Source organism: Agromyces sp. NPDC058064, assembly GCF_042885275.1.
Classification (GTDB): Bacteria; Actinomycetota; Actinomycetes; order Actinomycetales; family Microbacteriaceae; genus Agromyces.
In genome coordinates, this window is sequence record NZ_JBHVSE010000006.1 from 82328 (window position 1) to 106711 (window position 24384).

Consider the following 24384-nt stretch of genomic DNA (forward strand, 5'->3'; position numbering starts at 1 on the left):
CCTTACTCAGATACGACGTCTGATGTCCGATATCCAGGAGAATTCATCCAATGTTGAAGGAAACGCTCCACGTTGAGACCAGCCGCCGGGTCTTCCTGCAGGCGGCCGGTGCGGTGGGCATCATCGCCACGCTCGCCGCGTGCTCCGGTCCCGCGTCCACGAACAAGCCCGGTGGCGAGGCATCCGGCGGTGCCGTCGACGAGAACGCCACCATCGAGGCAGGCATCTCGTACGCGCTCTCGACCGGGTTCGACCCGATGACGACGACCGGCGCCGTCACGGTCGCCGCGAACTGGCACATCCTCGAGGGGCTCGTCGAGCTCGACCCCGTCACCCGCGAGCCCTACGCCGCGCTCGCGGCGGACCTCCCGCAGGCCGACGGCACGACCATCACGGTCGCCCTGCGCAAGGGCGCCGTCTTCCACGACGGCAGCCCGGTGACCGCCGACGACGTCGTCTTCTCCTTCCAGCGGGTGCTCGACCCCGCGAACAACTCGCTCTACCGCACCTTCATCCCGTTCGTCTCGGGCATCGAGAAGGTCGACGAGCAGACGGTGAAGATCACCCTGAACCAGCCGTTCTCCCTCGCGAACGAGCGACTCTCGGTCGTGAAGGTCGTGCCGAAGGCGATCGTCGAGGCCGACCCCGCCGCGTACGACGCGCTGCCGGTCGGCACCGGACCCTACAAGCTCACGAGCGCCACGAAGGACGATAAGCTCACCTTCGAGCGCAACGACGCCTACAGCGGCACCCGACCGGCGCTCGCAGCGGCGATGACCTGGAACCTGCTCTCCGACGCGGCCGCGCGCGTCACCGCGGTGCAGTCGGGCCGCGTGCAGGCCATCGAGGACGTGCCCTACATCGACGTCGACGCGCTCTCGAAGGACGTCACCGTGCAGTCGGTGCAGTCGTTCGGCCAGCTGTTCATGATGTTCAACACCGCGGCGAAGCCGTTCGACGACGTCCGGGTCCGCCAGGCCTTCCGCTACGCGATCGACTACGACAAGCTCGTCGCCGTCGGGATGCTCGGCCAGGCCGCCCCCGCCACGAGCTACCTCCAGAAGGAGCATCCCTCCTATCAGAAGGCGTCGACGGTCTACAGCTACGACCTCGACAAGGCCAAGTCGCTGCTCGCCGAGGCCGGCGTGAAGGACCTCTCGATCGAACTGCTCGCGACCGACACCAGTTGGGTGAAGGACGTGCTCCCGCTCATCAAGGAGGATCTCGACGCGCTCGGCGTGAAGACCTCGCTCAACGTGAACCAGTCGGGCGCGCAGTACAAGATCGTCGACGAAGGCGCCTACACCGTCATGGTCGCCCCCGGCGACCCCTCGGTGTTCGGCAACGACGCGGACCTGCTGCTCCGCTGGTGGTACGGCGCCGACACCGTGTGGCCGGGATCTCGCTACCGCTGGGCGGACTCGGCTGGCTTCGCGGAGATCACGAAGCTGCTCGACGCGGCCGTCGCGACCTCCGACTCCGGTGAGCAGGCGAAGCTCTGGGGCCAGGCGTTCGACATCATCGCGGAGGAGGGTCCGGTCTACCCGCTCGTGCATCGCAAGCTGCCCACCGCATGGGATGACGCGGAGCTCTCCGCGTTCCAGCCGCTGGCATTCACCGGCCTGTCGTTCATCGACGTGGCCCGTCGGGGCTGACGCCCGGTCGCGACCGCTGCCGGGGGCCGACGACGCCTGACGTCGGCCCCCGGCCTCCCCCGACGACCGGGGGTCTGCGCTCCACACCGCAGGCTCCCGGTTCCCACCCCGAAGGAGTCCCCCCGTGACGACCTTGCTGCGGCTCATGCTCCGCCGCCTCGCGGTCCTGCCGATCATGGTGCTCGGCATCACCGCACTCGTCTTCTTCGTGATGCAGTTCGCCCCCGGCGACCCCGCCATCAACGCGCTCGGCGAAAGCTCCTCGCAGGAGGCCCGCGAGGCCTACCGCGAGCAGATGGGCCTCAACGACCCCGTCTTCGTGCAGTACCTCAGGTTCCTCGGCGACCTGCTGCACAGTGATCTCGGCACGACGGTGCCGCCCGCCCAGCCGGTCTCCGAGGCAATCGCCACCGCGTTCCCGCTCACCCTCCAGCTCACCCTGCTGGGCCTCGTCATCGCCGCGGTGCTCTCGCTCACGATGGGCGTCACCGGTGCGCTCTACCGCGACCGCTGGCCCGACCAGCTGACCCGCGTGCTCTCGATCGCCGGCATCGCGATCCCGTCGTTCTGGCTCGCCATCCTCCTCATCCAGGCGTTCGCGCTCGGACTCGGCTGGTTCCCCACCGGCGGCTACGTGAACCCCGCCGACTCGTTCAGCGGCTGGCTCATCTCGATGACACTGCCCGCGATCGCCCTCGGCATCCCGGTCGCCGCCTCGCTCACCCGCGTCGTGCGCACCTCGATGGTCGAGGAGCTCGACCGCGACTACGTCCGGACGGCGATCGGCAGCGGCATCCCGCGTTCGGTCGTGGTCGGGCGCAACGTGCTGCGCAACGCGCTCATCACCCCCGTGACCGTCCTCGGCCTCCGCATCGGCTACCTGCTCGGCGGTGCGGTGGTGATCGAGGTCATCTTCGACCTGCCGGGCATGGGCAAGCTCATCCTCAACGGGGTCACGAACAACGACATCAACCTCGTGCAGGGCGTCACGCTCACGATCGCGCTCACCTTCGTCGTCGTCAACATCGTGGTCGACCTGCTCTACCTGCTCATCAACCCCAGAATCCGGACGGTGTAATGATGCGACGTTCACTCGCCGAACGCCTCAGCGTGCCGGGCCAGCGCTTCGGGGCGATGCCGATCGGATCGAAGATCGCCCTGGCGTTCCTCGTGCTCATCGTGCTCGTCGCGGTCTTCGCGCCCTTCGTGGCCCCGTACGACCCGTTGAAATCGGGTATCCCCGCCCAGCCGCCCTCGTGGGAGCACTTCTTCGGCACCGACCGCAACGGCCGCGACATCTTCTCGCGCCTCGTCTTCGGCTCGCGGTACTCGCTCGCGATCGGCATCGGAGCGACGCTCGCGGCCCTCGTCGTCGGCGCGATCATCGGGTCGATCGCCGCGACCGGGCCGAACTGGCTGCGCGAGGTCGTGATGCGCATCCTCGACATCATCATGTCGTTCCCCGGCATCGCGCTCGCGATCGTGTTCGTCGCCGTCTTCGGCAAGGAGCTGCCGGTGCTCATCGGCACCATCGCCTTCCTCTACGTGCCGCAGATCGCGCGCATCGTGCGGGCCAACGTTCTCGCCCAGTTCGGCGAGGACTACGTCGCTGCCGAACGGGTGATGGGCGCGCGCCTGTCGTACATCCTCTTCTGGCACGTCGCCCGCAACTGCGCGGCGCCGATCCTCGTGTTCGTCACGGTGCTCGTCGCCGATGCGATCGTGTTCGAGGCGAGCCTGTCGTTCATCGGCGCCGGCGTGCAGGACCCGGCGCCCTCGTGGGGCAATGTCATCGCCTCGGGTCGCAACCTGCTGCTCTCGGGCGGTTGGTGGGCGACGTTCTTCCCCGGCATGCTCATCCTGCTGACCGTGCTCTCGCTCAACGTCCTCGCCGAGGGCGTCACCGACGCGCTCGTGAAGCCCGGAGCCCGCCCGCGTGCGGCCAAGGCCATCGCCGAGGTCGCGGCCGAGGACGCCGCGCTCGACGCCACGGTCGACAGCGAGGCGGGCTACGACCCGGTGCTCGAGACCCGCAGCGCGACGGCGTTCTCCGCGGCCGAGGTCACCACGACGGCGACGAGCGCGATCGGGCGGGATGCCGCCGAGGCGGCGATCCGCAGCGGTGCGCTCGAGCGGCACCTCGCCGAGCTCCGCGAGGCCGAGTCCGCTCGCACCGACCGCCTCATGCACACCGGCGACGCCGAGCCGCTTCTCGAGGTGCGCGACCTCAGCATCCGATTCCCCGAGCGCCACGGCGACGTGGCCGTCGTCGACGGCGTCAGCTTCTCGGTGCGGCCGGGCGAGACGATGGCGCTCGTCGGCGAGTCGGGCTGCGGCAAGTCGATCACGAGCCTCGCGATCATGGGGCTGCTGCCCGAGTCGGCCGTGGTGACCGGCGAGATCCTGTTCCAGGGCCGTGACCTGCTCACGATGCCCCCGAAGGAGCGTCGCGCGCTGCTCGGTCACGAGATGGCGATGGTCTACCAGGATGCGCTGAGCTCGCTGAACCCCTCGATGCTCATCCGCTCGCAGCTCGCGCAGCTCACGAAGCGCGGCGGCACCCGCACCGCCGAGGAGCTGCTGACGCTCGTCGGCCTCGACCCCGAGCGCACGCTCAAGAGCTACCCGCACGAGCTCTCGGGCGGTCAGCGCCAGCGCGTCCTCATCGCGATGGCCCTCACCCGCAGCCCGAAGCTCATCGTCGCCGACGAGCCGACCACGGCGCTCGACGTCACGGTGCAGGCGCAGGTCGTCGACCTGCTCAACGAGCTCCGCGAGAAGCTGGGCTTCGCGATGGTCTTCGTGAGCCACGACCTCGCACTCGTCGCCGAGCTCGCCCACCGCATCACCGTGATGTACGCCGGGCAGGTCGTCGAGTCGGCGCCCACCAGGAGCCTGCTCGTCCGGCCCCAGCACGAGTACACGCGGGGCTTGCTCGGCTCGGTGCTCTCCATCGAGGACGGCGCGGACCGGCTTCACCAGATCCCCGGCACCGTGCCCTCGCCGCGCGACTTCGTCACCGGCGACCGCTTCGCCCCGCGCTCGGTCGAGGGGCGCCCGGTCGGCTCGCGCCGACCGGAGCTCACCGCACTGGCCGGCGCGTCCGGCCATGCCTACGCCGCCCGGGCCGACGAGGCCCGCTCCGAGAACGAGGTGACCCGATGAGCGGTGAAGAGATCCTGCGGCTCGACGACATCCACGTCGTGCACAAGGCACGGACCGGCACGCTGTTCCGTCGCGACCGCGTGCACGCGGTCAACGGGGTGACTCTCACCGTGCGTCGCGGCGAGACGATCGGCGTCGTCGGCGAGTCGGGCTGCGGCAAGTCGACGCTCGCGCGCGTCATGGTCGGCTTGCAGGAGCCGACGGCGGGGACCGTGGCGTTCCGCGGAACTGCGCTCCGCGCCCGCGACACCGCACAGCGAGCCGCGTACGGCAAGGCCGTCTCCGTGGTCTTCCAGGACCCCTCGACGGCGCTGAACGCTCGTATGACCGTGCGGGACGTGCTGCTCGACCCGCTCAACGTGCACCGGATCGGCAACAAGGCGCAACGCGAGGCCCGCGTCGTCGAGCTGTTGCAGCTCGTCGGCCTGCCGGCCTCTGCGGCCGAGGTGCTGCCCGGTCAGATCTCGGGCGGCCAGCGCCAGCGCGTCGCGATCGCCCGGGCGCTCGCCCTCGAGCCCGACCTCATCGTCGCGGACGAGCCCACGAGCGCGCTCGACGTGTCGGTGCGCGCGCAGATCCTCAACCTGCTGAGCGACCTGAAGGAACGCCTCGATCTGGGCATGGTGTTCATCTCGCACGACATCCAGACCGTCCGATACGTCTCCGATCGCCTGATCGTCATGCTGGCCGGACGCATCGTGGAGCAGGGCGACGCGGAATCGGTGCTCGCGGATCCGCGCGACGCGTACACCCGAACCCTGCTGGGCGCCGCGCCCAGCCTTCTCGCCGACTGACCCGGCTCGCGACTTCCACCACCACAGCACGACCGAACCACGCACTGGAGAACCGCACGTGACCATCACCTTCCGGGGAGTCATCCCTCCCGTCCTCACCCCGCTCGACGAGTCGGGCGGCTTCGACGAGCGCGCGTTCGAGCGGCTCATCGAGCGGCTCGTCGCCCGGGGAGTGCATGGCCTGTTCGTGCTCGGCTCCTCCGGCGAGGTCGCGTTCCTCTCCGACGGCGAGCGCGCTCGTGTGCTCGCCTCGGCCGTACGCATCGCCGCCGGCCGCGTGCCGGTGATGGCGGGGGTCAACGACTCGACCCCCGCGCGGGTCATCGACCAGGTGAAGCTCGCCGAGGCCGCCGGCGTCGACGCGATCGTCGCCACTGCGCCCTTCTACGCCCGTCCGAGCGCGGCCGAGACCGAGGCGCACTTCCGCCTCATCGCGGCCGCCACCGAGCTGCCCGTCTTCGCCTACGACGTGCCGGTGCGCGTGCATTCGAAGCTCGACCCCGCGATGCTCGTTCGGCTCGGCCTCGACGGCGTCATCGCCGGCGTGAAGGACTCGAGCGGCGACGACGTCGCCTTCCGCCGCCTCGTCATGGCCAACCGCGCCGCCGGCAGCCCACTCGTCGTCTTCACCGGGCACGAGGTCGTCGTCGACGGTGCCCTCCTCGCCGGCGCCGACGGGGTCGTCCCCGGCCTCGGCAACGTCGACCCTGCGCGCTACGTCGAGCTGTACGACGCGGCCGTCGAAGGCGACTGGGCGCGTGCGAAGGAGCTGCAGGACGAGATCGCCGAACTCTTCGAGATCGTCTTCCAGGCGAGCGGCGTGAGCGGCGAGGCGGCTGGCCTCGGTGCGTTCAAGTCGGCGCTCGCGCACCTGGGCGTCATCGCCTCCAACCGGATGTCGCAGCCGGTCCCGAGCCTCGACGGCGACACCGTCGCGCGGATCGCCGAGATCGTCGACCGGTCGAAGCCGCTCGTCTGATGCGGGCGGCGATCGGCGTCGACCTCGGCGGTACGAAGATCGCCGCCGGACTCGTCGGCGACGACGGCGGGGTGATCGCTCGTGCCTCCGCGCCGACGCCGGCCCAGCAGGGGCCGGCGGCGGTGCTGGGCGTCGTCGCCGACCTCGCCCGCGGGCTCGTCGAATCGGCGCCGGGCGGCGTTCGTCCGGTCGGCGTCGGCGTCGGCTCGGCCGGGGTCATCGCGCCCGGCATCGGAACCGTCGTCTCGGCGACCGACGCGCTGCCCGGCTGGGCGGGCACGCGAGTGCGCGACGAACTCGTCCTCGCGCTCGGGCTGCCGGTCGGGGTCGTGAACGACGTGCACGCGCACGCCCTGGGCGAATCGAACGCCGGAGCGGGCGCAGGGCACGGGACGGTGCTCATGATCGCGGCGGGCACCGGCGTCGGCGGCGCGCTCGTCGTCGACGGCCGCGTGCACACCGGGCGGCTCGGCGTCTCGGGGCACTTCGGGCATCTCCCCGTGCCCGAGGCGGGTGATCGCGCCTGCAGCTGCGGCCGCTCGGGCCATCTCGAGGCCGTCGCCTCGGGGCCGGCGATCTGCGCCGACTACCGGGTGCGGAGCGGCGACGCGACGGTCGTCGACGGTCGGGAGGTCGTGCGGCGCGCCGAGGCGGGCGACGCCGACGCCGAGGCATCCCTCGTGTTCGCCGGCACCGCGCTCGGCCGCGTCGTCGGGGGCCTCGTGAACGCGCTCGACCCCGACGTCGTGATCGTCGGCGGCGGCCTCGCCGCAGCCGGCGAGCTGTGGTGGTCGGCGATGCGCAGAGCCGATGCGGCCGAGCGCATGGCCGTGCTCGCCGACACGCCCCTCGTGACCGCGCGACTCGGCGGCGACGCGGCCATCATCGGCGCGGCCTCACTCGTCCTCTTCGATCAGCCCGACGTGCAGGAGCAACCATGACCGGAATCGACCCCCGACTCGACGCCCTCCGCGGCGGCCTCGTCGTCTCGTGCCAGGCGTATCCGGGCGAGCCGATGCGCCACCCCGAGACGATGGCACAGCTCGCAGAGTCGGCCGTGCGGGGCGGCGCCGTCGCGATCCGTGCTCAGGGGATCGCTGACATCCAGTTGATCCACGAGCGCGTCGCGCTGCCCCAGATCGGCCTCTGGAAGGACGGCGACGACGAGGTCTTCATCACGCCGACGCTCGACCACGCGCTCGCCGTGGCTCGTGCCGGCGCCGAGATCGTCGCGCTCGACGGCACGCGACGAGCACGCCCCGACGGGCTGGGCCTCGCCGAGACGATCCGGCGCCTGCGCGACGAGACCGGTGTGCTCGTGATGGCCGACGTCGGCTCGGTCGACGACGGCCTTGCCGCCGCGGACGCGGGTGCCGACCTCGTCGGCACCACGCTGTGCGGCTACACGGGGGAGCGACCGAAGACGACGGGGCCCGACCTCGAGGTGCTCGCACGCCTCTCGAGCACGCTCGAGCTCCCGGTTATCGCGGAGGGCCGGGTGCATACCCCGGTGCAGGCGTCGGCCTGCATCGACGCGGGCGCGTTCGCGGTCGTCGTCGGCACGGCGATCACGCACCCGGCCTCGCTCACGGGATGGTTCGCCGAGGCGATCAGCCGGTGACGTCGCTGCCGGCGGCGACCCCGTCGCCGACCCTGATGATCGCGGCCTCGACGACGTCGGCGTAGACCGCGAGCGACATCTCGCGCGCCTTGGTCAGCGGCTTCAGCAGTCGACCCTCGGCCGAGGCGCCGTCCTGCGCGACGTCCACCGTGCGGCAGCGCTCGATGCGCTCGACGACCCGCAGCCGGGCGTCGCCGACGGTGATCTCCTGCCCGAGCCACGTCTCCTCGATGAACGGCTCGTCGGTCTCGACGACGAGGTTCACGCGCAGTCGTCGCGGATCGGCGTCGATGCCGAACTGCTCGGCGCACCACGCCAGCGAGGCGGTGCCGACGATCGAGATCTGCCCGCCGTCCTGCATCGAGACGTCGCCCTCGGGGATGACGCGCACGTTCGCGCCCATAGTCTCCGTCAGGTCGGCGTCGAGCTCGGGTTCACCGACGAGCCACATGGATGCCTCGCGCTGCACGCGCACCGAGCCGTCGGCAGCGGTGGACGCCGAGTACGCGAACACGGCATCGCGCCGGCGGAAGCGCCGCGTGTTCTTGCCCGACGCGAACTTGCCGTCCTCGTCGGCGACGGCGAAGCCGCGGTCGCCGGGGATGCCTCGTGCGTCGAGCTGCACCTCGGTCAGCGCCTCGCCGCCCATGGCCTTGACGGGGTACCGACGGATCGAGCGCAGCGGAAAGGTCATCGGGTCAGCCTATCCGCGGTCGGCCCGTTCACCCCGCTGCGCGCACCTCGACGAGGTTCGCCCACGGGTCGTCGAACGCGAGGGTGCGGCCGTCGTCGCGCGTTCCGACCTCGAAGTGGGCCATGCGCTCGCCGAGCTCGCCGAGGTCGTCGGCCGTGGGAACGACGATCTCGACCTTGCCGAGCCCGAGCGCGAGTCCGCGGCGGCCGGCGCCCCGGCTGTTCCAGGTGTTCATCGCCATGTGGTGGTGGTAGCCGCCGGCGGAGACGAACAGCGCCTGGTCGCCCATCTCGGCGGTCGTCTCGAAGCCGAGCCGCTCGACGTAGAACTCGCGGGCGCTCGCGACGTCGCCGACCGAGAGGTGCACGTGACCGACGACCGCATCACCGAGCTTCTCGCCGCTCGAGACCGCGGCGGTGCCGTTCTCGCCGAGGTGCTCGTGCAGGTAGCCGTTGGGGTCGAGGTAGATGGTCGCCATCTCGACGGTGCCGTGCACCCAGCTCCAGGTCGAGCGGTCGCGGTCGAAGTACAGTTCGACGCCGTTGCCCTCGGGGTCGGTGAAGTAGAACGCCTCGCTCACGAGGTGGTCGGCGCTGCCGGTGAAGGTGCCCGGGTAGCGCGTCGCCACCGAGGCGATCGCGGTCGCGAGGGCCTCGCGGGTGTCGAACAGGACCGCCGTGTGGAAGAGCCCCGCGTCGCGCGGCGAGGCGTGCTTCAGCTCGGGCGCGTGCTGCAGGATCACGACCGGCGTCGTGCCGCGGCCGAGCACGGCGACGGGGCCGTCGTGGCTCAGCAGTTCGAGCGTGACGCCTTCTCGGTAGTAGCGGATCATGCCGTCGAGGTCGGCGACGCGCAGCGTGACCGCGCCCATCCCGGTGTCGGCGGCGAGGAGTCCGGCGCCTTCGGGCGCCCCATTGGTTGTAAGCACAACTAATACTACCGCGGCGGCCGCCGATCTATTCCCGAGGTCGAGTCACAGTGCACTATCATGCACTCATGGACGAGGAGACGGAGACGCTCGCGCTGGGGATCGGGCGCCGCGTGCGCGAGCAACGGCAGGCGCGCGAGTGGACGCTCGACCGCCTCGCGGCCGAGGCGGGGGTGAGCCGCCGCATGATCGTCAACGTCGAGCAGGGCGCAGTGAACCCGAGCATCGGCACGCTGCTGCGGCTCGCCGACGCGCTCGGCGTGCGCCTGCCCGCGCTCGTGCAGGCGCGAGCCGAGGCATCCGACCTCGTCGAGGTGACCCGACGCGGCGATGGCGCCGTCCTCTGGGTGGGCGAGCACGGCGGCCGCGGCGTGCTCGTCGCCGGCATCGAGTCGCCCGACGTGGTCGAGCTCTGGGACTGGGCTCTCGAGCCCGGTGAACGCCACGCGAGCGAGGCGCACTCGACGGGCACGCGGGAACTGCTGCACGTGATCGCGGGCGAGGTCGTCATCGAGGTCGCCGGCGTCGCGCACGCGCTCGCCGCGGGCGACGCCCTCACCTTCTCGGGCGACGTCGACCACGCCTACGCCAACCGCTCGGCCGGCACCGCCCGCTTCTCGCTCGCGGTGTTCGAGTTCGGCGTCGGCTCGTCGCACCGGGAGGCGCGCTCGTGAGCCGCGCGACCGACCGGATCCCGCCGTGGACGATGGCGGTGGCCTCGATGCTGCTGATCCAGGCGGGCGCCGCGCTCTCGGTGCCGCTCGTCGAGCAGCTCGGCGCCGGCGGCACCGCGTGGCTGCGCCTGGCGTTCGGCGGCGTCTTCTTCATCCTCATCGCCCGACCGCCGCTCCGCCGGATCCGGCGCGTCGACGTGCTGCCGCTGCTCGGCCTCGGCGTCGCCACCGGCGTCATGATGGTCGCGTTCCTCGCGGCGATCGAGCGCATCCCCCTCGGCACGGCCGTCGCGATCGAGTTCCTCGGCCCGCTCGCCGTCGCCGCGATCCGCAGCCACAGCCGTCGCATGCTCGTCTGGCCGGTGCTCGCGCTCGCCGGCGTCGTGCTGCTCACCGAGCCGTGGCACGGCGAGGTTGACCTGCTCGGCGTCGGCTTCGCCGCGCTCGCCGGGGCCGGCTGGGGCGTCTACATCCTGCTCACGCAGCGCGTCGGCGATCGGTTCCCGGGCGTCAGCGGCCTGTCGATCACCATCCCCATCGCGGCGGTCGTGACGGCCTTCGTGGGCGTGCCGCAGGTGATCGGCGAGCTGGACTGGCAGGTGCTCCTCATCGCCGCGGGCATCGCGCTGCTCGCCCCGGTGATCCCGTTCGGGCTCGAGATGCTCGCGCTCCGACGCATGACCCACACCGCCTTCGGCACGCTCATGGCGCTTGAGCCCGCCTTCGGCGTGCTGATCGGCGTCATCGTGCTCGCGCAGATCCCGTCGTGGGCGCAGCTCGCGGGCATCGTGCTCGTCGTGCTCGCGGGCGCCGGCGCGCAGCGCGGAGGCATCCGGGCGCGACCGAGCGACGACCCCGATCTCGCACCCCTGGAGGAACGCGTATGACCATGACGGCGAAGGACGGTTCGATCTTCACCGGACTCAGCGCGTTCCCGCTCACGCCGATGGCCGACGACGCGGTCGACGAGCGCGCGTTCGCGGGCCTCGTCGAACGCCTCGCCGCAGCCGGCGTCGACTCGATCACCGCGCTCGGGTCGACGGGGTCGTACGCGTACCTGTCGGGCGGGGAGCGCGCCCGGGTCGCGAGACTCGCGGTCGCGCACGCGGGGGAGACGCCCGTCTTCGTGGGCATCGGAGCGCTCCGCACCTCCGACGTGCTCGCGAACGCGCGCGCCGCCGAGCAGGCCGGTGCGCGGGGCCTCCTGCTCGCGCCGATGACGTACCAGCCGCTCACGCACGACGACGTGGTCGAGCTCTTCGGCGAGGTCGCCTCGAGCACCGCGCTGCCGATCATCGTCTACGATAACCCGGGCACCACGCATTTCGCCTACACGACCGAGCTCTACGCCCGTCTCGCCGAGCTGCCGGCCGTCGCGTCGATCAAGATCCCGGGCAAGCCGCTCGACGTCGCGGCGACGCGCGAACGCGTGGCGGCGATCCGGGCGGTCGTGCCGTCGCACGTCACCATCGGCATCTCGGGCGACGCGCACGCGGCGACCGGGCTCATCGCCGGGTGCGACGCCTGGTACTCGGTGATCGCGGGCACGCTGCCCGAGCCCGCCCTCAGCATCACGCGTGCGGCGCAGGCGGGGCGCTACGACGAGGCGATCGCCGAGTCGGCCCGGCTCGAGCCGCTCTGGGCCTTGTTCGCCGAGTTCGGCGGCAGCCTGCGCGTGGTCGCCGCGATCGCCGAGCAGCTCGGGCTCGCGCCCGCCCGCTGCCTGCCGCGCCCGATCCTCGGGCTCGACGATGCGCAGCGGGAGCGTGTCGCCGAGGTCGTCGAACGGCTCTCGCTCGGGGAGGGCGCGGCGCGCCCCGGCGGGGGTGTCGCATCCGCGGATGCCGACCACACGACCACATGACCACACCCGCCCTGGTGGGGAGCCTCGTTCGCTCGAGGGCACCAGCCGCTGAGCGACGCGCGTGCGGCTACGCCCGCGGCTGACTGAAGCGCAGCATGTTGCCCGCGGGGTCGCGGAACGCGCAGTCGCGGACCCCGTAGAACTGGTCCATCGGCTCCTGCAGCACGTCGGCGCCGGAGGCGCGGATCGTCTCGAACGTCGCGTCGACGTCGGGGGTCATGAAGTTCACGCCGCGCAGCAGGCCCTTGGCCAGCAGCTGCGCCGCGGCATCCTTGTCGGCCTGGGTGGCGTTGGGGTCGGCGATCGGCGGCTCGAGCACGATGTTCACGTCGGGCTGCGACGGCGATCCGACGGTGACCCATCGCATGCCCTCGTAGGCGATGTCGTTGCGCACCTCGAGGCCGAGCACGTCGCGGTAGAACGGGATCGCGGTCTCGTGGTCGTCGACGGCGATGAAGCACTGGGAGAGTGAGATGTCCATGACCCCGACGCTACCGAGGCGAGGGCTGACCCGCTTCTCCATTCCTGACGGGCCGCGTCTGCACCTTCACGATGCACGCCGGGATCGGCGCGGCGACCTCGTGCGAGCGGGCGCGATAGGCGCTCGGGCTCTCGCCGACGAGCTCGCTGAAGCGCGAGCTGAACGAGCCGAGCGAGGTACAGCCGACCGCGAAGCAGACCTCGGTCACGCTGAGGTCGCCCCGGCGCAGCAGCGCCTTCGCCCGCTCGATGCGACGGGTCATCAGGTAGCCGTACGGCGTCTCGCCGTACGCCTCGCGGAAGCTGCGCGAGAAGTGCCCCGACGACATGAGCGCCACGCGCGCGAGCGCCTCGACGTCGAGCGGCTGCTCGTAGTCGCGGTCCATCGTGTCGCGGGCCCGGCGCAGGCGCACCAGATCGTCGAGGTTCACGTCACCACTCTGGCACAGGGGCGGGCGAACCGGGCCGGGGTCTCGATGCGCTTCGCTCCCCGACCACCGGAAGCAGGCTCAACCGGCGGTGGGATGCTCGAGACGCTCGAGCAGCTCGCGGTAGCGCGCCGCCGTCTGCTCGACGATCTCGTGGGGGAGCGTCGGCGGGGTCTCCGAGACCTCCTGGTCCCAGTTGGCGCTCAGCCAGTCGCGCACGATCTGCTTGTCGAAGCTCGCCATGCGCAGCTCGGGCGTCGCCGCCGAGGCGAACGCCGCGGCATCCCAGTAGCGGCTCGAATCGCTCGTGAGCACCTCGTCGGCGAGCGTCACGATGCCCGTGGCTCGGTCGGCGCCGAACTCGAACTTCGTGTCGGCGAGGATCACGCCGCGGGTCTCGGCGATCTCGGAGGCGCGGGCGAAGATCTCGAGCGAGAGCGCGCGCAGCTGCTCGGCGACGACGTCGCCGACGAGCTCGACCGTGCGCTCGTACGTGATGTTCTCGTCGTGCTCGCCGAGCGGCGCCTTCCACGCGGGGGTGTAGATCGGCTCGGGCAGGCGGTCGCCGTTCGCGAGGCCCTCGGGCAGCGGGATGCCGCCGATCGCGCCGGTCTCGACGTACTCCTTGTAGCCGCCGCCGGTGAGGTAGCCGCGCACCACGCACTCGATCGGGAACATGTCGAGCGTGCGGCAGAGCGTCGCCCGGTCGGCGACCTCGGCCGGCACCTCGGGCAGCTCGAGCGCCTCGAGCCGGTCGTCGAGCGGGTGCGCCAGGTGGTTGGGCACCTCGGGCAGCTGGTCGAACCACCAGTGGGTCAGCGAGGTGAGCAGCGCCCCCTTGCCGGGGATCGCGGGCTCGAGCAGGTGGTCGTAGGCGCTGACCCGGTCGCTCGCGACGACGAGCACGACGGGCGAGGTGGCGAGCGGGTCGCCCGTCCAGCTGTCGTCGTCGGTCATCAGCTTCGTCGGCACGAAGAGGTCGCGCACCTTGCCCGAATAGACGTGGGTCCAGCCGGCCGGTTCTCCGGTCTCGCTCATGCTCGCTCCTCGTACTGGGTCACTCGGCGACGCGCGCCGCGATGTCGGTGCGGTACTGGGCGCCGTCGAGGCGGATGCGCCCCAGCGCCTCGTACGCCCGGCGACGGGCCTCGGCGAAGCCGTCGCCCACCGCGACGACGTTGAGCACGCGGCCACCGGTCGAGAGCAGCGGTGCCTCGTCGCCGGCCTGGGCGTCGTCGGGCAGGGAGCCGACGGCGGTCGCGGCGTGGGCGAGGTGCACCCCCGGCACGGATGCCGCGGCCTCGAGCCCCTCGATGGCCCGGCCCGTCTCGGGCGACTCGGGGTAGCCCTCGCTCGCGAGCACCACGGTCACTGCGGCCTCGGCGCTGAACACCGGGCGGTCGAGCTCGCCGAGCCCGCCCGTCGCCGCCGCGAGCAGCAGGCCCGAGAGCGGGGTCTCGAGGCGGGGCAGCACGACCTGCGTCTCGGGGTCGCCGAAGCGCGCGTTGAACTCGATCACGCGGATGCCGCGCGAGGTGAGGATGAGCCCCGCGTAGAGCAGCCCGACGAACGGCGTCTGCTCGTCGGCGAGCTGCCGCACGGTCGGCAGGGCGATGGTCTCGATGACCTCGTCGACGAAGGCCTGCTCGCTGCCGAAGCGGCCGCCACGGCCGTCGACCGCGTCGTCGAGCCATGGCAGCGGCGAGTACGCGCCCATGCCGCCGGTGTTGGGGCCGGCATCGCCGTCGCGGAGGCGCTTGAAGTCCTGCGCGGGCGAGAGCGGCAGCACGTTCGTGCCGTCGGAGAGGAGGAACAGCGAGACCTCCTGGCCGTCGAGGAACTCCTCGACGAGCACCGGGCCCTGCTGCAGGTAGTGGGCGGCGTGGGCGAGCGCGGCGTCGCGGTCCTCGGTGACGAGCACGCCCTTGCCGGCCGCGAGGCCGTCGGCCTTCACGACGTACGGGGCACCGAACTCGTCGAGCGTCGCCGCGACCTCGTCGAGCTCGGCGATGAGCTTCGCCCGGCCGGTCGGCACGTTCGCGGCCTCCATGATGCGCTTCGCGAAGGTCTTCGACCCCTCGAGCGCCGCGGCCCGCTTGCCCGGACCGAACACCGGGATGCCGGCGGCGCGGACCGCGTCGGCGACGCCCGCCACGAGCGGCGCCTCGGGGCCGACGACGACGAGCTCGACGCCGTTGTCGCGCGCGTAGTCGGTGACGAGGGCCGGGTCGCTCGCGTCGAGCGCCACGGTCGTCACGCTGCCGCGGGCCGACGAGGTCGGGGACGCAGCGATGCCCGCGTTGCCGGGAGCGGCGACGATCTCGTGGCCGGCCTCCTCATCGAGGAGCGCGAGGATGATGGCGTGCTCGCGCGCGCCCGAGCCGAGGACGAGGATTCTCACCGCATCAGGCTACCCCGTCCGGCCGGGCGGCCTCGTCGGCGCCCTGGTCGGCGCCCCCTGAGAGGATGGGGGCATGGCACGAGCGAGGATCGGCGACGACATCGGACAGGCGGCGCTCGCCACGGTGCGCGCGGTGACGGCCGACGGCGGCGACGCCGCGGCATCCGTCGACCGCTCGACGCTGGCGCTCGCGGTGCGCTACTCGCTGCAGCTGCTGGCCGAACGCGCCCCCGGCGGCACCCTCGAGGTGCGCGTGCCGCCGTTCGCGGCGGTGCAGTGCGTCGAGGGGCCGAAGCACACGCGCGGCACGCCGCCGAACGTGATCGAGACGGATGCCTCGACCTGGCTCGCACTCGCGACCGGGCGCCTGTCGTGGGCCGACGCGCGCGCGAGCGGTCGCGTACACGCCTCGGGGCAGCGGGCCGAGCTCGACGGGCTGCTGCCGGTCGTCTGAGTCGTACGCGCGCCGTAGCATCCGAGGATGCAACCCTTCACGATCGCCGTCCGACCCGAGGTGCTCGACGACCTGCGAGCGCGTCTCGAGCGTTCGCGCTTCAGCGTGCCGAGCGCACCCGGCTGGGACGCCGGAGCGGATCCGGAGTTCCTTCGCACGCTCGTCGACCACTGGGCGCACGTCTTCGACTGGCGCGCGTCGGAGCGGCGGCTGAACGGCTACCCGCAGTTCATCGATCGCGGTCAGCACTTCGTGCACCTGCGGCGCGACGCGACCCGCCCGCCCGTGCTGCTCGCGCACGGCTGGCCGAGCAGCTTCCTCGAGATGCTGCCGCTCGCCGAGCTGCTCGACGTCGACGTCGTCATCCCCTCGCTGCCGGGGTTCGCCTGGTCGGAGCTGCCCGAGGGGCCGCTGACCCGAGCGGCGATGGCCGAGCGCTACCACTCGCTGATGACCGAGACCCTCGGCTACGAGCGGTACTTCGTGTTCGGCGGCGACATCGGCGGGGTCGTCGCGAGCTGGCTCGGCGCGACGCATCCCGATGCGGTCGCCGGTGTGCACATGATCCACGGGCCGTTCCCCGCCGACTTCGAGGCGTCGCCGATCACGCCCGAGGAGCAGGCCTTCCTCGACGCCGACGACGAGCGCGACGAGACCGACTCGGGCTACAGCGACATCATGGGCACCCGCCCCGACACGATCGCGGCCGCGCTGGTCGACTCGCCGGTCGGGCTCGCCGCGTGGATCGTCGACAAGCTGCGCGCCTGGAGCGACTGCGGCGGCGACCTCGAGTCGCGCTTCGACCGCGACGCGCTGTGCGAGCTGCTCACGCTGTACTGGGTGACCGAGTCCATCGGCACCTCGTTCCGCCAGTACTTCGACTACCCCGAGAACACGCCGCGCCCCACGATCACGGTGCCCGTCGCCGTCACGCTGAGCAGCGAACCGCCGTTCGAGCTCTTCCCGCGGTCGATCGCCGAGCGGGCCGCGAGCGACCTCAGGCGGTACTCGGCGCCGGGGCGCGGCGGCCACTTCCTCGCATTCGAGGAGCCGCAGCTCGTCGCCGACGAGCTCAGCGCGTTCATGCGTTCGGTCGGCTGACCCGTCAGCGCACGGGCAGCACGAGCGGCACGCCGGTGCGGGGGTGCGGCACGACCTCGACGGGCTGCCCGTAGACCGCCTCGATCCGCTCGGCCGTGAGCACCTCGGCGGGCGAACCGTTCGTGACGACCCGGCCGCGGTCGAGCAGGGTGACGTCGTCGGCGTAGGCCGCCGCGAGGTTCAGGTCGTGCAGCACGACCACCACGGTGTCGCCCGCCGCCGCGTGCGCGCGGGCGAGGCGCAGCACGTCCTCCTGGTGCCGCAGGTCGAGCGCCGCGGTCGGCTCGTCGAGCAGCATGATGGGCGCCTGCTGGGCGATGACGCGGGCGAGGGCGACGCGGGCCCGCTCGCCGCCCGAGAGCGACGGCACGGTGCGCAGGCCGAGGTGCGCGACATCCGTCGCCCGCATCGCCCGGTCGATCGCCGGATCGTCGTCGTCCGCCTCGGCGGTGCGCGCCCAGGGGTGCCGGCCCATCTCGACGACCTCGCGCACGGGGAACGGGAAGGTGACCTGGTGCTCCTGCGTGAGCACGGCGCGGGCGCGGGCGAGCTCGCGCAGCGGCCAGGCGCCGAGCTCGCGCCCGCCGAGGGCGACCGACCCCGCGCTCGGCCGGCGGTCGCCCGCGAGCACGCCGAGGAGCGTCGACTTGCCGGCGCCGTTCGGGCCGATGAGCGCGTGCACGCGACCGGGCGTCGCACGGAAGTCGACCTCGTGGAGCAGCGTCGCGTCGTCGATGCGGACGGTCAGTGCGCGGGTCTCGAGGTCGCCCGATGCGGGCGCACCGGTCGGGCCGGCCGTGGCGACCGTCCCGGCCGTGCCGGGCGTGGGCCGGGTCATCCCCATCCTCCCGAGCGCTTGCGGGTGCGGCGCAGCAGCCAGAAGAAGAACGGCCCGCCGACGAGCGAGGTGAGCATGCCGATCGGCAGGTCGGCCATCGGCACCGCGGTGCGGGCGAAGAGGTCGGCGAGCACGAGCAGCAGCGCCCCGCCGAGCGCCCCGGCGACGAGCAGCGGCCGGTGGGCCGGGCCGATCACCATGCGCATGAGGTGCGGCACGATGAGCCCGACGAACGCGATGATGCCCGCGAACGCGACGGCCGCGCAGGTGAGCACCGCCACCACGACGATGGAGACGATCCGCACCCGTTCGACGTGCACGCCGAGGTGCCGGGCGCCGCGCTCGCCGAGGCTGAACAGGTCGAGCCGCCGGGCGAGCACGAACGAGATCGCGATGCCGACCGCGACGAGCGGCAGCATCACGGCGACCTCGCTCCAGCGGGCGCCGTTCAGCGAGCCGAGCTGCCAGAACACGATCTCCTCGCGGCTCTGCGTGTCGCCGAGGAAGGTGAAGAGCGCGAGCGCGCCCTGAGCGAAGGCGTTGATCGCGATGCCGGTGAGCACCAGCGTCACGACCTCGGTGCGGCCGCCCGACCGGCTCGCGAAGTAGACGATCAGGGTCGTCGCGAGGCCGGCGGCGAACGCCGCGCCCGCGGTCGCCCACTCGCCGAAGGCGGTCCAGCCGAGCACGATCGAGGCGGCCGCTCCGAGGGCGGCGCCCGAGGAGACGCCGACGACACCGGGCTCGGCGAGCGGGTTCGCGAACACGGCCTGCATGACGGTGCCCGCGATCGCGAGCGCCGCGCCGATGAGGATCGCCATCGCGACGCGCGGGAACCGGATGGTCCAGAGCGCCGAGTCGGCGTTCGGCACGGCCTCGGGGGCATCGCTCAGCCCGAGCGACCGGAGGATGGACGCCCAGACCTCGCCCGGCGGGATCTGCAACTGCCCGCTGCCTGCGGACCAGACGATCGCGACGAGCAGGGCGACCGAGAGGCCGCCGATGAGGATGCCGCGGCGTAGTGCCGCGCGCGGGGCACCCGGTCGAGGGTCGGGTGCGGCGGGCGCGGCGGCGACCGCGAGGCCGTCGGCGCGAGCAGGCCCCTGCTCGGTCGGGGCCTCGGCCCGGTCGGTCACGTCGGTCATCGCGGTCACTCGCCGTCGCTCGCGGGGCCAGACTCGGTGGGCGCGTAGATCGCGCGCGCCAGTGCCTCGACGACGGCCGGAGTGCGCGGGCCGAACCCGAGGATCTCGGTGTCGGCCATGTCGACGAATCGTCGATGCTGGCCCGCGGGCGTCGAGGCGAGCGCCGGCAGGCGTTCGAGCAGCCCGTCGACGCCGCCGACCGACTCGAGGCCGCCCGACATCAGCAGTACGAGCTCGGGCTTCGCCTCGACGAGGGCCTCGGCCGTGATGGGACGCATGCCGACCCAGCCGATCTCCTCGGCGACGTCGACGCCGCCGACGGCGTCGACGAGCGAGTCGGCGCCCGACTCGGCGCCGAAGAGGTAGTAGACGTTCGCGTCGCCGCGCACGTAGAGGAAGAGGGTGCGCGGTCGATCGGCCGCGTCGGCCGGGATCGCTGCGGCGATCTCGGCGTTCACCCGGTCGAGCTCGTCGCCGACGAGCTTCGCCAGGGCGTCGCCCCGGGCGGGCACGCCGAGTGCGGCGGCGACCTCGGCGATGATCTCGTCGACGTTGTCGACGCTGCGCTCGCGGGTGGTCGTCACCACGGGGATGCCGGCGTCGCGGAGCTGGTCGAGCACCGACCGCGGGCCGAGCGTCGTGTCGGTGATGACGAGGTCGGGGTCGAGGGCGAGGATCGCCTCGGCGCTGATCGAGTGTCCGTCGTGGGTGACGACGGGGAGATCGGCGACCTCGGCGAAGCCGGTGGAGCCGTCGCGCCCGACGAGCAGCTCGCCGAGGCCGAGGCCGTGCACGGTCGCGGCGAGCGTGCCGGCGATGTCGAGGGCGAGCACGCGGTCGGCCCGCTCGACCGTGACCTCGGCGCCGCTCGCGTCGGTGAGCGTGACGGGCAGCGCCGGACGTTCGTCGGCGTCGATCACCGGCAGCGTCGCATCGGCGAGGCAGGCCGTCGACGGGCCCTCGACCGCGCGGGGCGCGTCGGCGAGGTCGAGCTCGGCGAACGGCACCTCGGTGGCGATGCACTCCTGCTCGAGCGGACCGCCGGTCTCGGCGGACGAGGGAACGGCGCACCCGCTGAGGACGAGCGGGACCGCGACCAGCAGGGCGGCGGCCCCCGTGAGGCGCGCGCGAAGCGCCCGCCGGGTGAGCGGCGGGCGGGATCGCGTCTGGGGCGACGGAGACGTTCGAGGAGCCATCGACTTAAGGTTAGCCTTACCTATGCTTCGGCTTGACACCGGGAGAACCGGACATCTAGCTTGTTAGCTAAGCCTAAGCTAACTCGCGACTGCTCTGCGAGGGCTCGGGCGCCCCCATCCCCGCGATCCACGCGTGCTCCGGCGCGCCTGATCGCCATGCCCGAAAAGGACCGCGTCGTGAAGACACCGTCGGCTGCACCCACCTCCCAGAGACGTCGATGGCTCGCGGGCCTCGTCGCGCTCGCGCTCGCACTCGGCGGCTCGCTGACCGCCGCCGCGCCCGCGCTCGCCGACGGCGGCCCCACGGTCACCGTGACCGAGGCCTCCCGCGACGGCGGGGCCGTCACGGTGACCGGCACGGGGTTCACCGCCGACCGCACCGGCGTCTACGTCGGGGTCGGGCCCGCCTCGGCGGCCGGCTTCTACTCGGCCGGCATCGCCGAGAGCGGCACGATCTGGGTGGCGACCGGACTGGCGGCGACCGCGACGCGCGCGCCCATGTCGGCCGACGGCTCGTTCGAGCTGCAGCTCCAGGTTCCCGCGGTGGGCGACGCCGAGCTGGCCGTCTTCACCTCGCGCGCCCACGGCGGCGGCATGATGGGCGACCTCTCGCAGGACACGAAGACCGGCGTCGTCTACGCGGCCGCGCCCGTCGATCCGGTCGACCCGGTCGACCCGGTGGACCCGGTGGACCCGGTGGATCCGGTCGATCCCGTGGACCCGGTCGATCCCGTGGACCCGGTGGACCCCGCGCCGAAGCCGGTGCTGTCGTTGTCGAAGTCGGCGGGGCTCGCTGCCGAGGGTGAGACGGTGACGGTGACGGGGAAGAACTACGACCCGTCGCAGGCGATGTACCTGACGCTGTGCACCGACGTTCCGCTCGAGGAGGTGTCGTTCGCGTTCATCTCCGCGGGGTGCACGACGGGCGCGAAGCTCGTGACGCCGTCGCCGCGTTCGCCGTCGATGGTGAAGCTCGAGGCGGACGGCACGTTCACGACGCAGTTCACGGTGACGTCGAAGGGCGCGTCGACCGCGGTGTACACGATCGCCGATCACACGGCGATGCAGGATCGTTCGCAGGACGCGAAGGTCACGGTCACGTTCGCCGCGCCGAAGCCGGTGCTGTCGTTGTCGAAGTCGGCGGGGCTCGCTGCCGAGGGTGAGACGGTGACGGTGACGGGGAAGAACTACGACCCGTCGCAGGCGATGTACCTGACGCTGTGCACCGACGTTCCGCTCGAGGAGGTGTCGTTCGCGTTCATCTCCGCGGGGTGCACGACGGGCGCGAAGCTCGTGACGCCGTCGCCGCGTTCGCCGTCGATGGTGAAGCTCGAGGCGGACGGCACGTTCACGACGCAGTTCACGGTGACGTCGAAGGGCGCGTCGACCGCGGTGTACACGATCGCCGATCACACGGCGATGCAGGATCGTTCGCAGGACGCGAAGGTCACGGTCACGTTCGCCGCGCCCGAGCCGACGGGCCCGGTGCTCACCGTCACGCCGTCGACCGACGTCGACGCTGCGAAGGACAACACCTTCACGATCACGGGCTCCGGCTACACGGGCGACGGCGTGGCCTCCGGCGCGTACGTGCTGATCGGCGATGCCGCGATCTGGTCGGGTGACGGGCCGCTGATCGCCGACGGCTGGCTCGCCCAGGCGTGGGTGCGCCCCGCGCAGATCGTCGACGGCGCGTTCACGACGACGATCACCGTTCCGAAGGGGAGCTTCGACCCGTCGAAGCGCTACGTCGTCGCGACCTCGGCCGCGCACGCCCTCTCGGTCACCGACCGCTCGCTCGACGCCTTCGCGCCGATCACGGTGAAGGCGGGCACCACGCCGCCGGTCACCCCGCCGACGAAGCCGGTCACGCCGCCGAAGCCGGCGAAGCCGACGATCCCCGGCGGGTCGCTCAGCTGGGGCGTCTACAAGGACTTCACCGAGTACGTGACCGGTGACACCGCGAAGGGCTCGATCACGGTCACCGGCGGCGCGACGAAGTCGGGCGACGTGTTCCAGTTCGGCCAGACCGGCGGCAGCTTCACCGCGACGGCCGGCCGCGGCACGGCCGAGTACGGCGGCACCATCGGCTTCAGCGGCCACGGCGGGCAGCTCGCGCTGACCTTCGCCGACCCGACGCTGCGCGTGATGTCGCCCACCTCCGGCATCCTCAGCGTCGTCGTCGACGGCACCCGCGTCGACCTCGCGAGCGTCGACCTCGGCGCGGCCGCCCGCAGCACCTCTAACGGCGCGGTGCGCTTCGTCGGCGCCCCCGTCACCCTGCTCTCGACCGGCGTGGCCGCGTTCAACGGCTTCTACGGAGCGGGGCAAGCGCTCGCGCCCCTGACGGCGGTGCTCGGCGCACCCGCTGCGGCACCGGCGGGCGAGACCGGCGTGGTCGCGACCGTCGCCGCGGCGAAGCCGGCCAGGGCGATCCCGGGCACGCCGCCCGCGACCACGGGCATCGACCTCGACCGGGCGACGCTCGCCGCCCTCGTGGCCGGTGAGCAGGTCACCGTCTCGGTCGGCGGCTTCGAGCCGAACGAGGCCGACGTCCACGTCGTCGTCTACTCCGAGCCGATCGTGCTCGCCCGCGATCTGCGGGCCGACGCCGCGGGCGTCGTGACGTGGACCGGCGCGCTGCCCGCGGGGCTCGAGGCGGGCGAGCACACGCTCACCTTCCAGGGCTCGGTGGCCAAGGGCGTGCGGTTCGCGCTCACCGCCCCGAGCGGTCAGTGCACGGTCGCCGGCGCCACGCTCGACTGGGGCGTGAAGGAGTCGTTCCGCTCGTACCTCTCGAGCGGCATCGCGAACGGCAACTGGGAGGTGCAGGGCGCGACCGAGACCGACGGCGTGTTCGGCTTCACGGCCGGCACGGGCGCGTTCGACGCGTCGGCCGAGCGCGGCACCGTCGCCTTCGGCGGAAGCATCCGCTTCACCGGACACGAGGGCGTGCTCGACACGACCGTCTCGAACCCGGGCCTCGAGTTCGACGGCACCGCGGTGGCGTACCTGACGCTCGACGTCAGCGGCACGACCCAGGACGGCACGCCCGTCGAGGCGAAGCGGGTGCGGTTCGCCGAGCTCGACCTCGCCTCGGGCTTCACGGCCGAGGAGTCCTCGCTCGCCGGCGTCGCCGTGCCCGCGACCCTCACCGCGGACGGCGCGGCCGCGTTCGGCACCTACGGCGCAGGGGAGGAGCTCGACCCCGTCGACTTCCGCATCCCGCTCGCGGCCGATTGCGGCGTCGTCGTCGCGGTCGACGACGAGGCCTCCGCCGAGGTCGCGATCGACGACGAGGCGGCGACGGATGCCTCGGCCACGGCCGCCGGCGTCCCGGCCTGGCTGCTCTGGGCCGGCCTCGGGCTCATCGTGGCCGCGCTCGTCGCGCTCGTCATCGTGCTCCTCATCCGGGCGCGCCGCCCCGCGGCCTGACCCGACGCACCCGCAGGGGCGGCCGGCGGAGACGTCGACCGCCCCTTCGGCGTGCGGGGCGATCGCACAGCACGATGCGGGACAATGGTGGGGTGAGCGACACCCACGATCAGCCCGAGACCCCCGAGCCCGCCGGGCAGGTGCCGGCCGAGGCATCCTCGTCGACCGAGTCGACGCCCGAGCCGCAGTACCGCACCGAGGCGAGCCGCGACGAGGTCGTCGTGCGGCGCAGCCCGCGCTACGGCGCGTTCATGCTGGCCGGGGCCGTCGTCGGCGCGATCGTCGCGCTCATCCTCTCGATCTCGTTCGCGCCCAGCGAGGCCGAGCTCGCCGAGCGCATGGCCGACGACTTCACCTACAGCCAGGGTCAGGTGTTCGGCTTCCTGCTCATCTGCGGCGTCGCGATCGGCGGCGGCCTCGGCGCGCTCCTCGCGCTCATCGTCGACCGGGCGATGTCGCGACGCACCACCCGCGCCGTCGCCGAGCACGACGAGACGCACCGCGTCGACGGCTAGGCCCGAGCCTTCCTTCG

The 24384-nt window shown here is 72.4% G+C and carries 23 protein-coding genes; 14 read left to right on the forward strand and 9 right to left on the reverse strand.

The annotated features are described in order from the left end of the window. The first annotated feature begins 50 nt into the window (after positions 1 to 50). The 7 genes from ACFVSL_RS17365 to ACFVSL_RS17395 all read left to right on the forward strand — a co-directional run bounded on the left by ACFVSL_RS17365 (position 51) and on the right by ACFVSL_RS17395 (position 8214). Entirely contained in the window at positions 51 to 1655 is a 1605-nt protein-coding gene (locus ACFVSL_RS17365) for an ABC transporter substrate-binding protein (protein ID WP_386942237.1), read from the forward strand. Positions 1656 to 1779: 124 nt separating this feature from the next. Continuing rightward, complete coding sequence (locus tag ACFVSL_RS17370) at positions 1780 to 2733, forward strand: ABC transporter permease (RefSeq protein ID WP_386942238.1); 954 nt, start codon at positions 1780 to 1782, stop codon at positions 2731 to 2733. Between the two features lie 2 nt (positions 2734 to 2735). Continuing rightward, a complete protein-coding gene (locus ACFVSL_RS17375) occupies positions 2736 to 4820 on the forward strand; it encodes a dipeptide/oligopeptide/nickel ABC transporter permease/ATP-binding protein (protein WP_386942239.1) in 2085 nt (694 codons plus the stop codon). Further along, positions 4817 to 5614, forward strand: a complete 798-nt coding sequence (locus tag ACFVSL_RS17380; protein ID WP_386942240.1) for an ATP-binding cassette domain-containing protein — start codon at positions 4817 to 4819, stop codon at positions 5612 to 5614. Before ACFVSL_RS17375 ends, ACFVSL_RS17380 begins: the two co-directional genes overlap by 4 nt. A 58-nt stretch (positions 5615 to 5672) precedes the next feature. After that, positions 5673 to 6593 (forward strand): dihydrodipicolinate synthase family protein, encoded by a 921-nt coding sequence (locus ACFVSL_RS17385; RefSeq protein ID WP_386942241.1) that lies wholly within the window; start codon positions 5673 to 5675, stop codon positions 6591 to 6593. Further along, a complete protein-coding gene (locus tag ACFVSL_RS17390) occupies positions 6593 to 7534 on the forward strand; it encodes an ROK family protein (protein ID WP_386942242.1) in 942 nt (313 codons plus the stop codon). The genes ACFVSL_RS17385 and ACFVSL_RS17390 overlap by 1 nt, the downstream gene beginning before the upstream one ends. Continuing rightward, positions 7531 to 8214, forward strand: coding sequence for an N-acetylmannosamine-6-phosphate 2-epimerase (locus tag ACFVSL_RS17395; protein ID WP_386942243.1), 684 nt, complete (start codon positions 7531 to 7533; stop codon positions 8212 to 8214). The genes ACFVSL_RS17390 and ACFVSL_RS17395 overlap by 4 nt, the downstream gene beginning before the upstream one ends. On the opposite strand, the gene ACFVSL_RS17400 is transcribed toward ACFVSL_RS17395, so the two are convergent. Both ACFVSL_RS17400 and ACFVSL_RS17405 read right to left on the reverse strand, forming a co-directional pair. Continuing rightward, a complete protein-coding gene (locus ACFVSL_RS17400; protein WP_386942244.1) occupies positions 8204 to 8908 on the reverse strand; it encodes an MOSC domain-containing protein in 705 nt (234 codons plus the stop codon). The two genes, ACFVSL_RS17395 and ACFVSL_RS17400, sit on opposite strands and share 11 nt — an antisense overlap. A gap of 28 nt (positions 8909 to 8936) precedes the next feature. After that, a complete protein-coding gene (locus ACFVSL_RS17405) occupies positions 8937 to 9779 on the reverse strand; it encodes a VOC family protein (RefSeq protein ID WP_386942460.1) in 843 nt (280 codons plus the stop codon). 125 nt (positions 9780 to 9904) lie between these two features. Between ACFVSL_RS17405 and ACFVSL_RS17410 the strand changes: the two genes are divergently transcribed. The 3 genes from ACFVSL_RS17410 to ACFVSL_RS17420 are packed head-to-tail and all read left to right on the forward strand — an operon-like array spanning position 9905 to position 12374. Next, positions 9905 to 10510: a helix-turn-helix domain-containing protein gene (locus ACFVSL_RS17410; protein ID WP_386942245.1), complete on the forward strand. Its 606-nt coding sequence runs from the start codon at positions 9905 to 9907 to the stop codon at positions 10508 to 10510. Continuing rightward, positions 10507 to 11397, forward strand: a complete 891-nt coding sequence (locus tag ACFVSL_RS17415) for a DMT family transporter (protein ID WP_386942246.1) — start codon at positions 10507 to 10509, stop codon at positions 11395 to 11397. The genes ACFVSL_RS17410 and ACFVSL_RS17415 overlap by 4 nt, the downstream gene beginning before the upstream one ends. Next, positions 11394 to 12374, forward strand: a complete 981-nt coding sequence (locus ACFVSL_RS17420) for a dihydrodipicolinate synthase family protein (protein WP_386942247.1) — start codon at positions 11394 to 11396, stop codon at positions 12372 to 12374. The genes ACFVSL_RS17415 and ACFVSL_RS17420 overlap by 4 nt, the downstream gene beginning before the upstream one ends. 67 nt (positions 12375 to 12441) lie before the next feature. Here the strand turns inward: ACFVSL_RS17420 and ACFVSL_RS17425 are convergent, their stop codons facing one another. The 4 genes from ACFVSL_RS17425 to purD form a co-directional block, all read right to left on the reverse strand. Next, positions 12442 to 12855 carry a VOC family protein gene (locus ACFVSL_RS17425; protein WP_386942248.1) on the reverse strand — a complete coding sequence of 138 codons (414 nt, stop codon included), beginning with the start codon at positions 12853 to 12855 and terminating at the stop codon, positions 12442 to 12444. A 10-nt stretch (positions 12856 to 12865) separates the two neighbouring features. Beyond that, entirely contained in the window at positions 12866 to 13240 is a 375-nt protein-coding gene (locus ACFVSL_RS17430; RefSeq protein ID WP_386942462.1) for a helix-turn-helix transcriptional regulator, read from the reverse strand. Positions 13241 to 13363: 123 nt separating this feature from the next. After that, positions 13364 to 14320: a phosphoribosylaminoimidazolesuccinocarboxamide synthase gene (locus ACFVSL_RS17435; RefSeq protein WP_386942249.1), complete on the reverse strand. Its 957-nt coding sequence runs from the start codon at positions 14318 to 14320 to the stop codon at positions 13364 to 13366. Positions 14321 to 14339: 19 nt separating this feature from the next. After that, entirely contained in the window at positions 14340 to 15683 is a 1344-nt protein-coding gene (gene purD / locus ACFVSL_RS17440) for a phosphoribosylamine--glycine ligase (protein ID WP_386942250.1), read from the reverse strand. Positions 15684 to 15756: 73 nt separating this feature from the next. On the opposite strand from purD, the gene ACFVSL_RS17445 reads away from it, so the two are divergent. Together ACFVSL_RS17445 and ACFVSL_RS17450 are read left to right on the forward strand one after the other, a co-directional pair. Continuing rightward, complete coding sequence (locus tag ACFVSL_RS17445) at positions 15757 to 16137, forward strand: sterol carrier family protein (protein WP_386942251.1); 381 nt, start codon at positions 15757 to 15759, stop codon at positions 16135 to 16137. Positions 16138 to 16164: 27 nt separating this feature from the next. Next, a complete protein-coding gene (locus ACFVSL_RS17450) occupies positions 16165 to 17238 on the forward strand; it encodes an epoxide hydrolase family protein (protein WP_386942252.1) in 1074 nt (357 codons plus the stop codon). 4 nt (positions 17239 to 17242) lie between these two features. Here ACFVSL_RS17450 and ACFVSL_RS17455 read toward each other — a convergent pair whose 3' ends face one another. Genes ACFVSL_RS17455 through ACFVSL_RS17465 form a run of 3 tightly spaced genes read right to left on the reverse strand, consistent with a single transcriptional unit; the run spans position 17243 to position 20417 of the window. Further along, on the reverse strand, positions 17243 to 18076 hold the full coding sequence (locus tag ACFVSL_RS17455) for a heme ABC transporter ATP-binding protein (protein WP_386942253.1): 834 nt from the start codon (positions 18074 to 18076) through the stop codon (positions 17243 to 17245). Next, on the reverse strand, positions 18073 to 19221 hold the full coding sequence (locus ACFVSL_RS17460; RefSeq protein WP_386942254.1) for a FecCD family ABC transporter permease: 1149 nt from the start codon (positions 19219 to 19221) through the stop codon (positions 18073 to 18075). The genes ACFVSL_RS17455 and ACFVSL_RS17460 overlap by 4 nt, the downstream gene beginning before the upstream one ends. Positions 19222 to 19226: 5 nt before the next feature. Then, positions 19227 to 20417 carry a hemin ABC transporter substrate-binding protein gene (locus tag ACFVSL_RS17465; protein WP_386942255.1) on the reverse strand — a complete coding sequence of 397 codons (1191 nt, stop codon included), beginning with the start codon at positions 20415 to 20417 and terminating at the stop codon, positions 19227 to 19229. A 177-nt stretch (positions 20418 to 20594) separates the two neighbouring features. On the opposite strand from ACFVSL_RS17465, the gene ACFVSL_RS17470 reads away from it, so the two are divergent. Further along, positions 20595 to 23852 carry an HtaA domain-containing protein gene (locus tag ACFVSL_RS17470; RefSeq protein WP_386942256.1) on the forward strand — a complete coding sequence of 1086 codons (3258 nt, stop codon included), beginning with the start codon at positions 20595 to 20597 and terminating at the stop codon, positions 23850 to 23852. Between the two features lie 92 nt (positions 23853 to 23944). Next, the gene (locus ACFVSL_RS17475; protein WP_386942257.1) at positions 23945 to 24367 is read left to right on the forward strand and encodes a hypothetical protein; all 423 of its coding nucleotides are present in this window, start codon (positions 23945 to 23947) and stop codon (positions 24365 to 24367) included. Positions 24368 to 24384 lie beyond the last annotated feature (17 nt).

Excerpts from the sequence above, each read along its gene's own strand:
- ACFVSL_RS17365 (WP_386942237.1), top strand. The coding sequence starts at position 51 with ATGTTGAAGGAAACGCTCCACGTTGAGACCAGCCGCCGGGTCTTCCTG.
- ACFVSL_RS17375 (WP_386942239.1), top strand. The coding sequence starts at position 2,736 with ATGCGACGTTCACTCGCCGAACGCCTCAGCGTGCCGGGCCAGCGCTTC.
- ACFVSL_RS17380 (WP_386942240.1), top strand. The coding sequence starts at position 4,817 with ATGAGCGGTGAAGAGATCCTGCGGCTCGACGACATCCACGTCGTGCAC.
- ACFVSL_RS17390 (WP_386942242.1), top strand. The coding sequence starts at position 6,593 with ATGCGGGCGGCGATCGGCGTCGACCTCGGCGGTACGAAGATCGCCGCC.
- ACFVSL_RS17395 (WP_386942243.1), top strand. The coding sequence starts at position 7,531 with ATGACCGGAATCGACCCCCGACTCGACGCCCTCCGCGGCGGCCTCGTC.
- ACFVSL_RS17400 (WP_386942244.1), bottom strand. The coding sequence starts at position 8,908 with ATGACCTTTCCGCTGCGCTCGATCCGTCGGTACCCCGTCAAGGCCATG.
- ACFVSL_RS17405 (WP_386942460.1), bottom strand. The coding sequence starts at position 9,779 with ATGGGCGCGGTCACGCTGCGCGTCGCCGACCTCGACGGCATGATCCGC.
- ACFVSL_RS17410 (WP_386942245.1), top strand. The coding sequence starts at position 9,905 with ATGGACGAGGAGACGGAGACGCTCGCGCTGGGGATCGGGCGCCGCGTG.
- ACFVSL_RS17420 (WP_386942247.1), top strand. The coding sequence starts at position 11,394 with ATGACCATGACGGCGAAGGACGGTTCGATCTTCACCGGACTCAGCGCG.
- ACFVSL_RS17425 (WP_386942248.1), bottom strand. The coding sequence starts at position 12,855 with ATGGACATCTCACTCTCCCAGTGCTTCATCGCCGTCGACGACCACGAG.
- ACFVSL_RS17430 (WP_386942462.1), bottom strand. The coding sequence starts at position 13,240 with ATGGACCGCGACTACGAGCAGCCGCTCGACGTCGAGGCGCTCGCGCGC.
- ACFVSL_RS17435 (WP_386942249.1), bottom strand. The coding sequence starts at position 14,320 with ATGAGCGAGACCGGAGAACCGGCCGGCTGGACCCACGTCTATTCGGGC.
- ACFVSL_RS17445 (WP_386942251.1), top strand. The coding sequence starts at position 15,757 with ATGGCACGAGCGAGGATCGGCGACGACATCGGACAGGCGGCGCTCGCC.
- ACFVSL_RS17450 (WP_386942252.1), top strand. The coding sequence starts at position 16,165 with ATGCAACCCTTCACGATCGCCGTCCGACCCGAGGTGCTCGACGACCTG.
- ACFVSL_RS17455 (WP_386942253.1), bottom strand. The coding sequence starts at position 18,076 with ATGACCCGGCCCACGCCCGGCACGGCCGGGACGGTCGCCACGGCCGGC.
- ACFVSL_RS17460 (WP_386942254.1), bottom strand. The coding sequence starts at position 19,221 with ATGACCGACGTGACCGACCGGGCCGAGGCCCCGACCGAGCAGGGGCCT.
- ACFVSL_RS17465 (WP_386942255.1), bottom strand. The coding sequence starts at position 20,417 with ATGGCTCCTCGAACGTCTCCGTCGCCCCAGACGCGATCCCGCCCGCCG.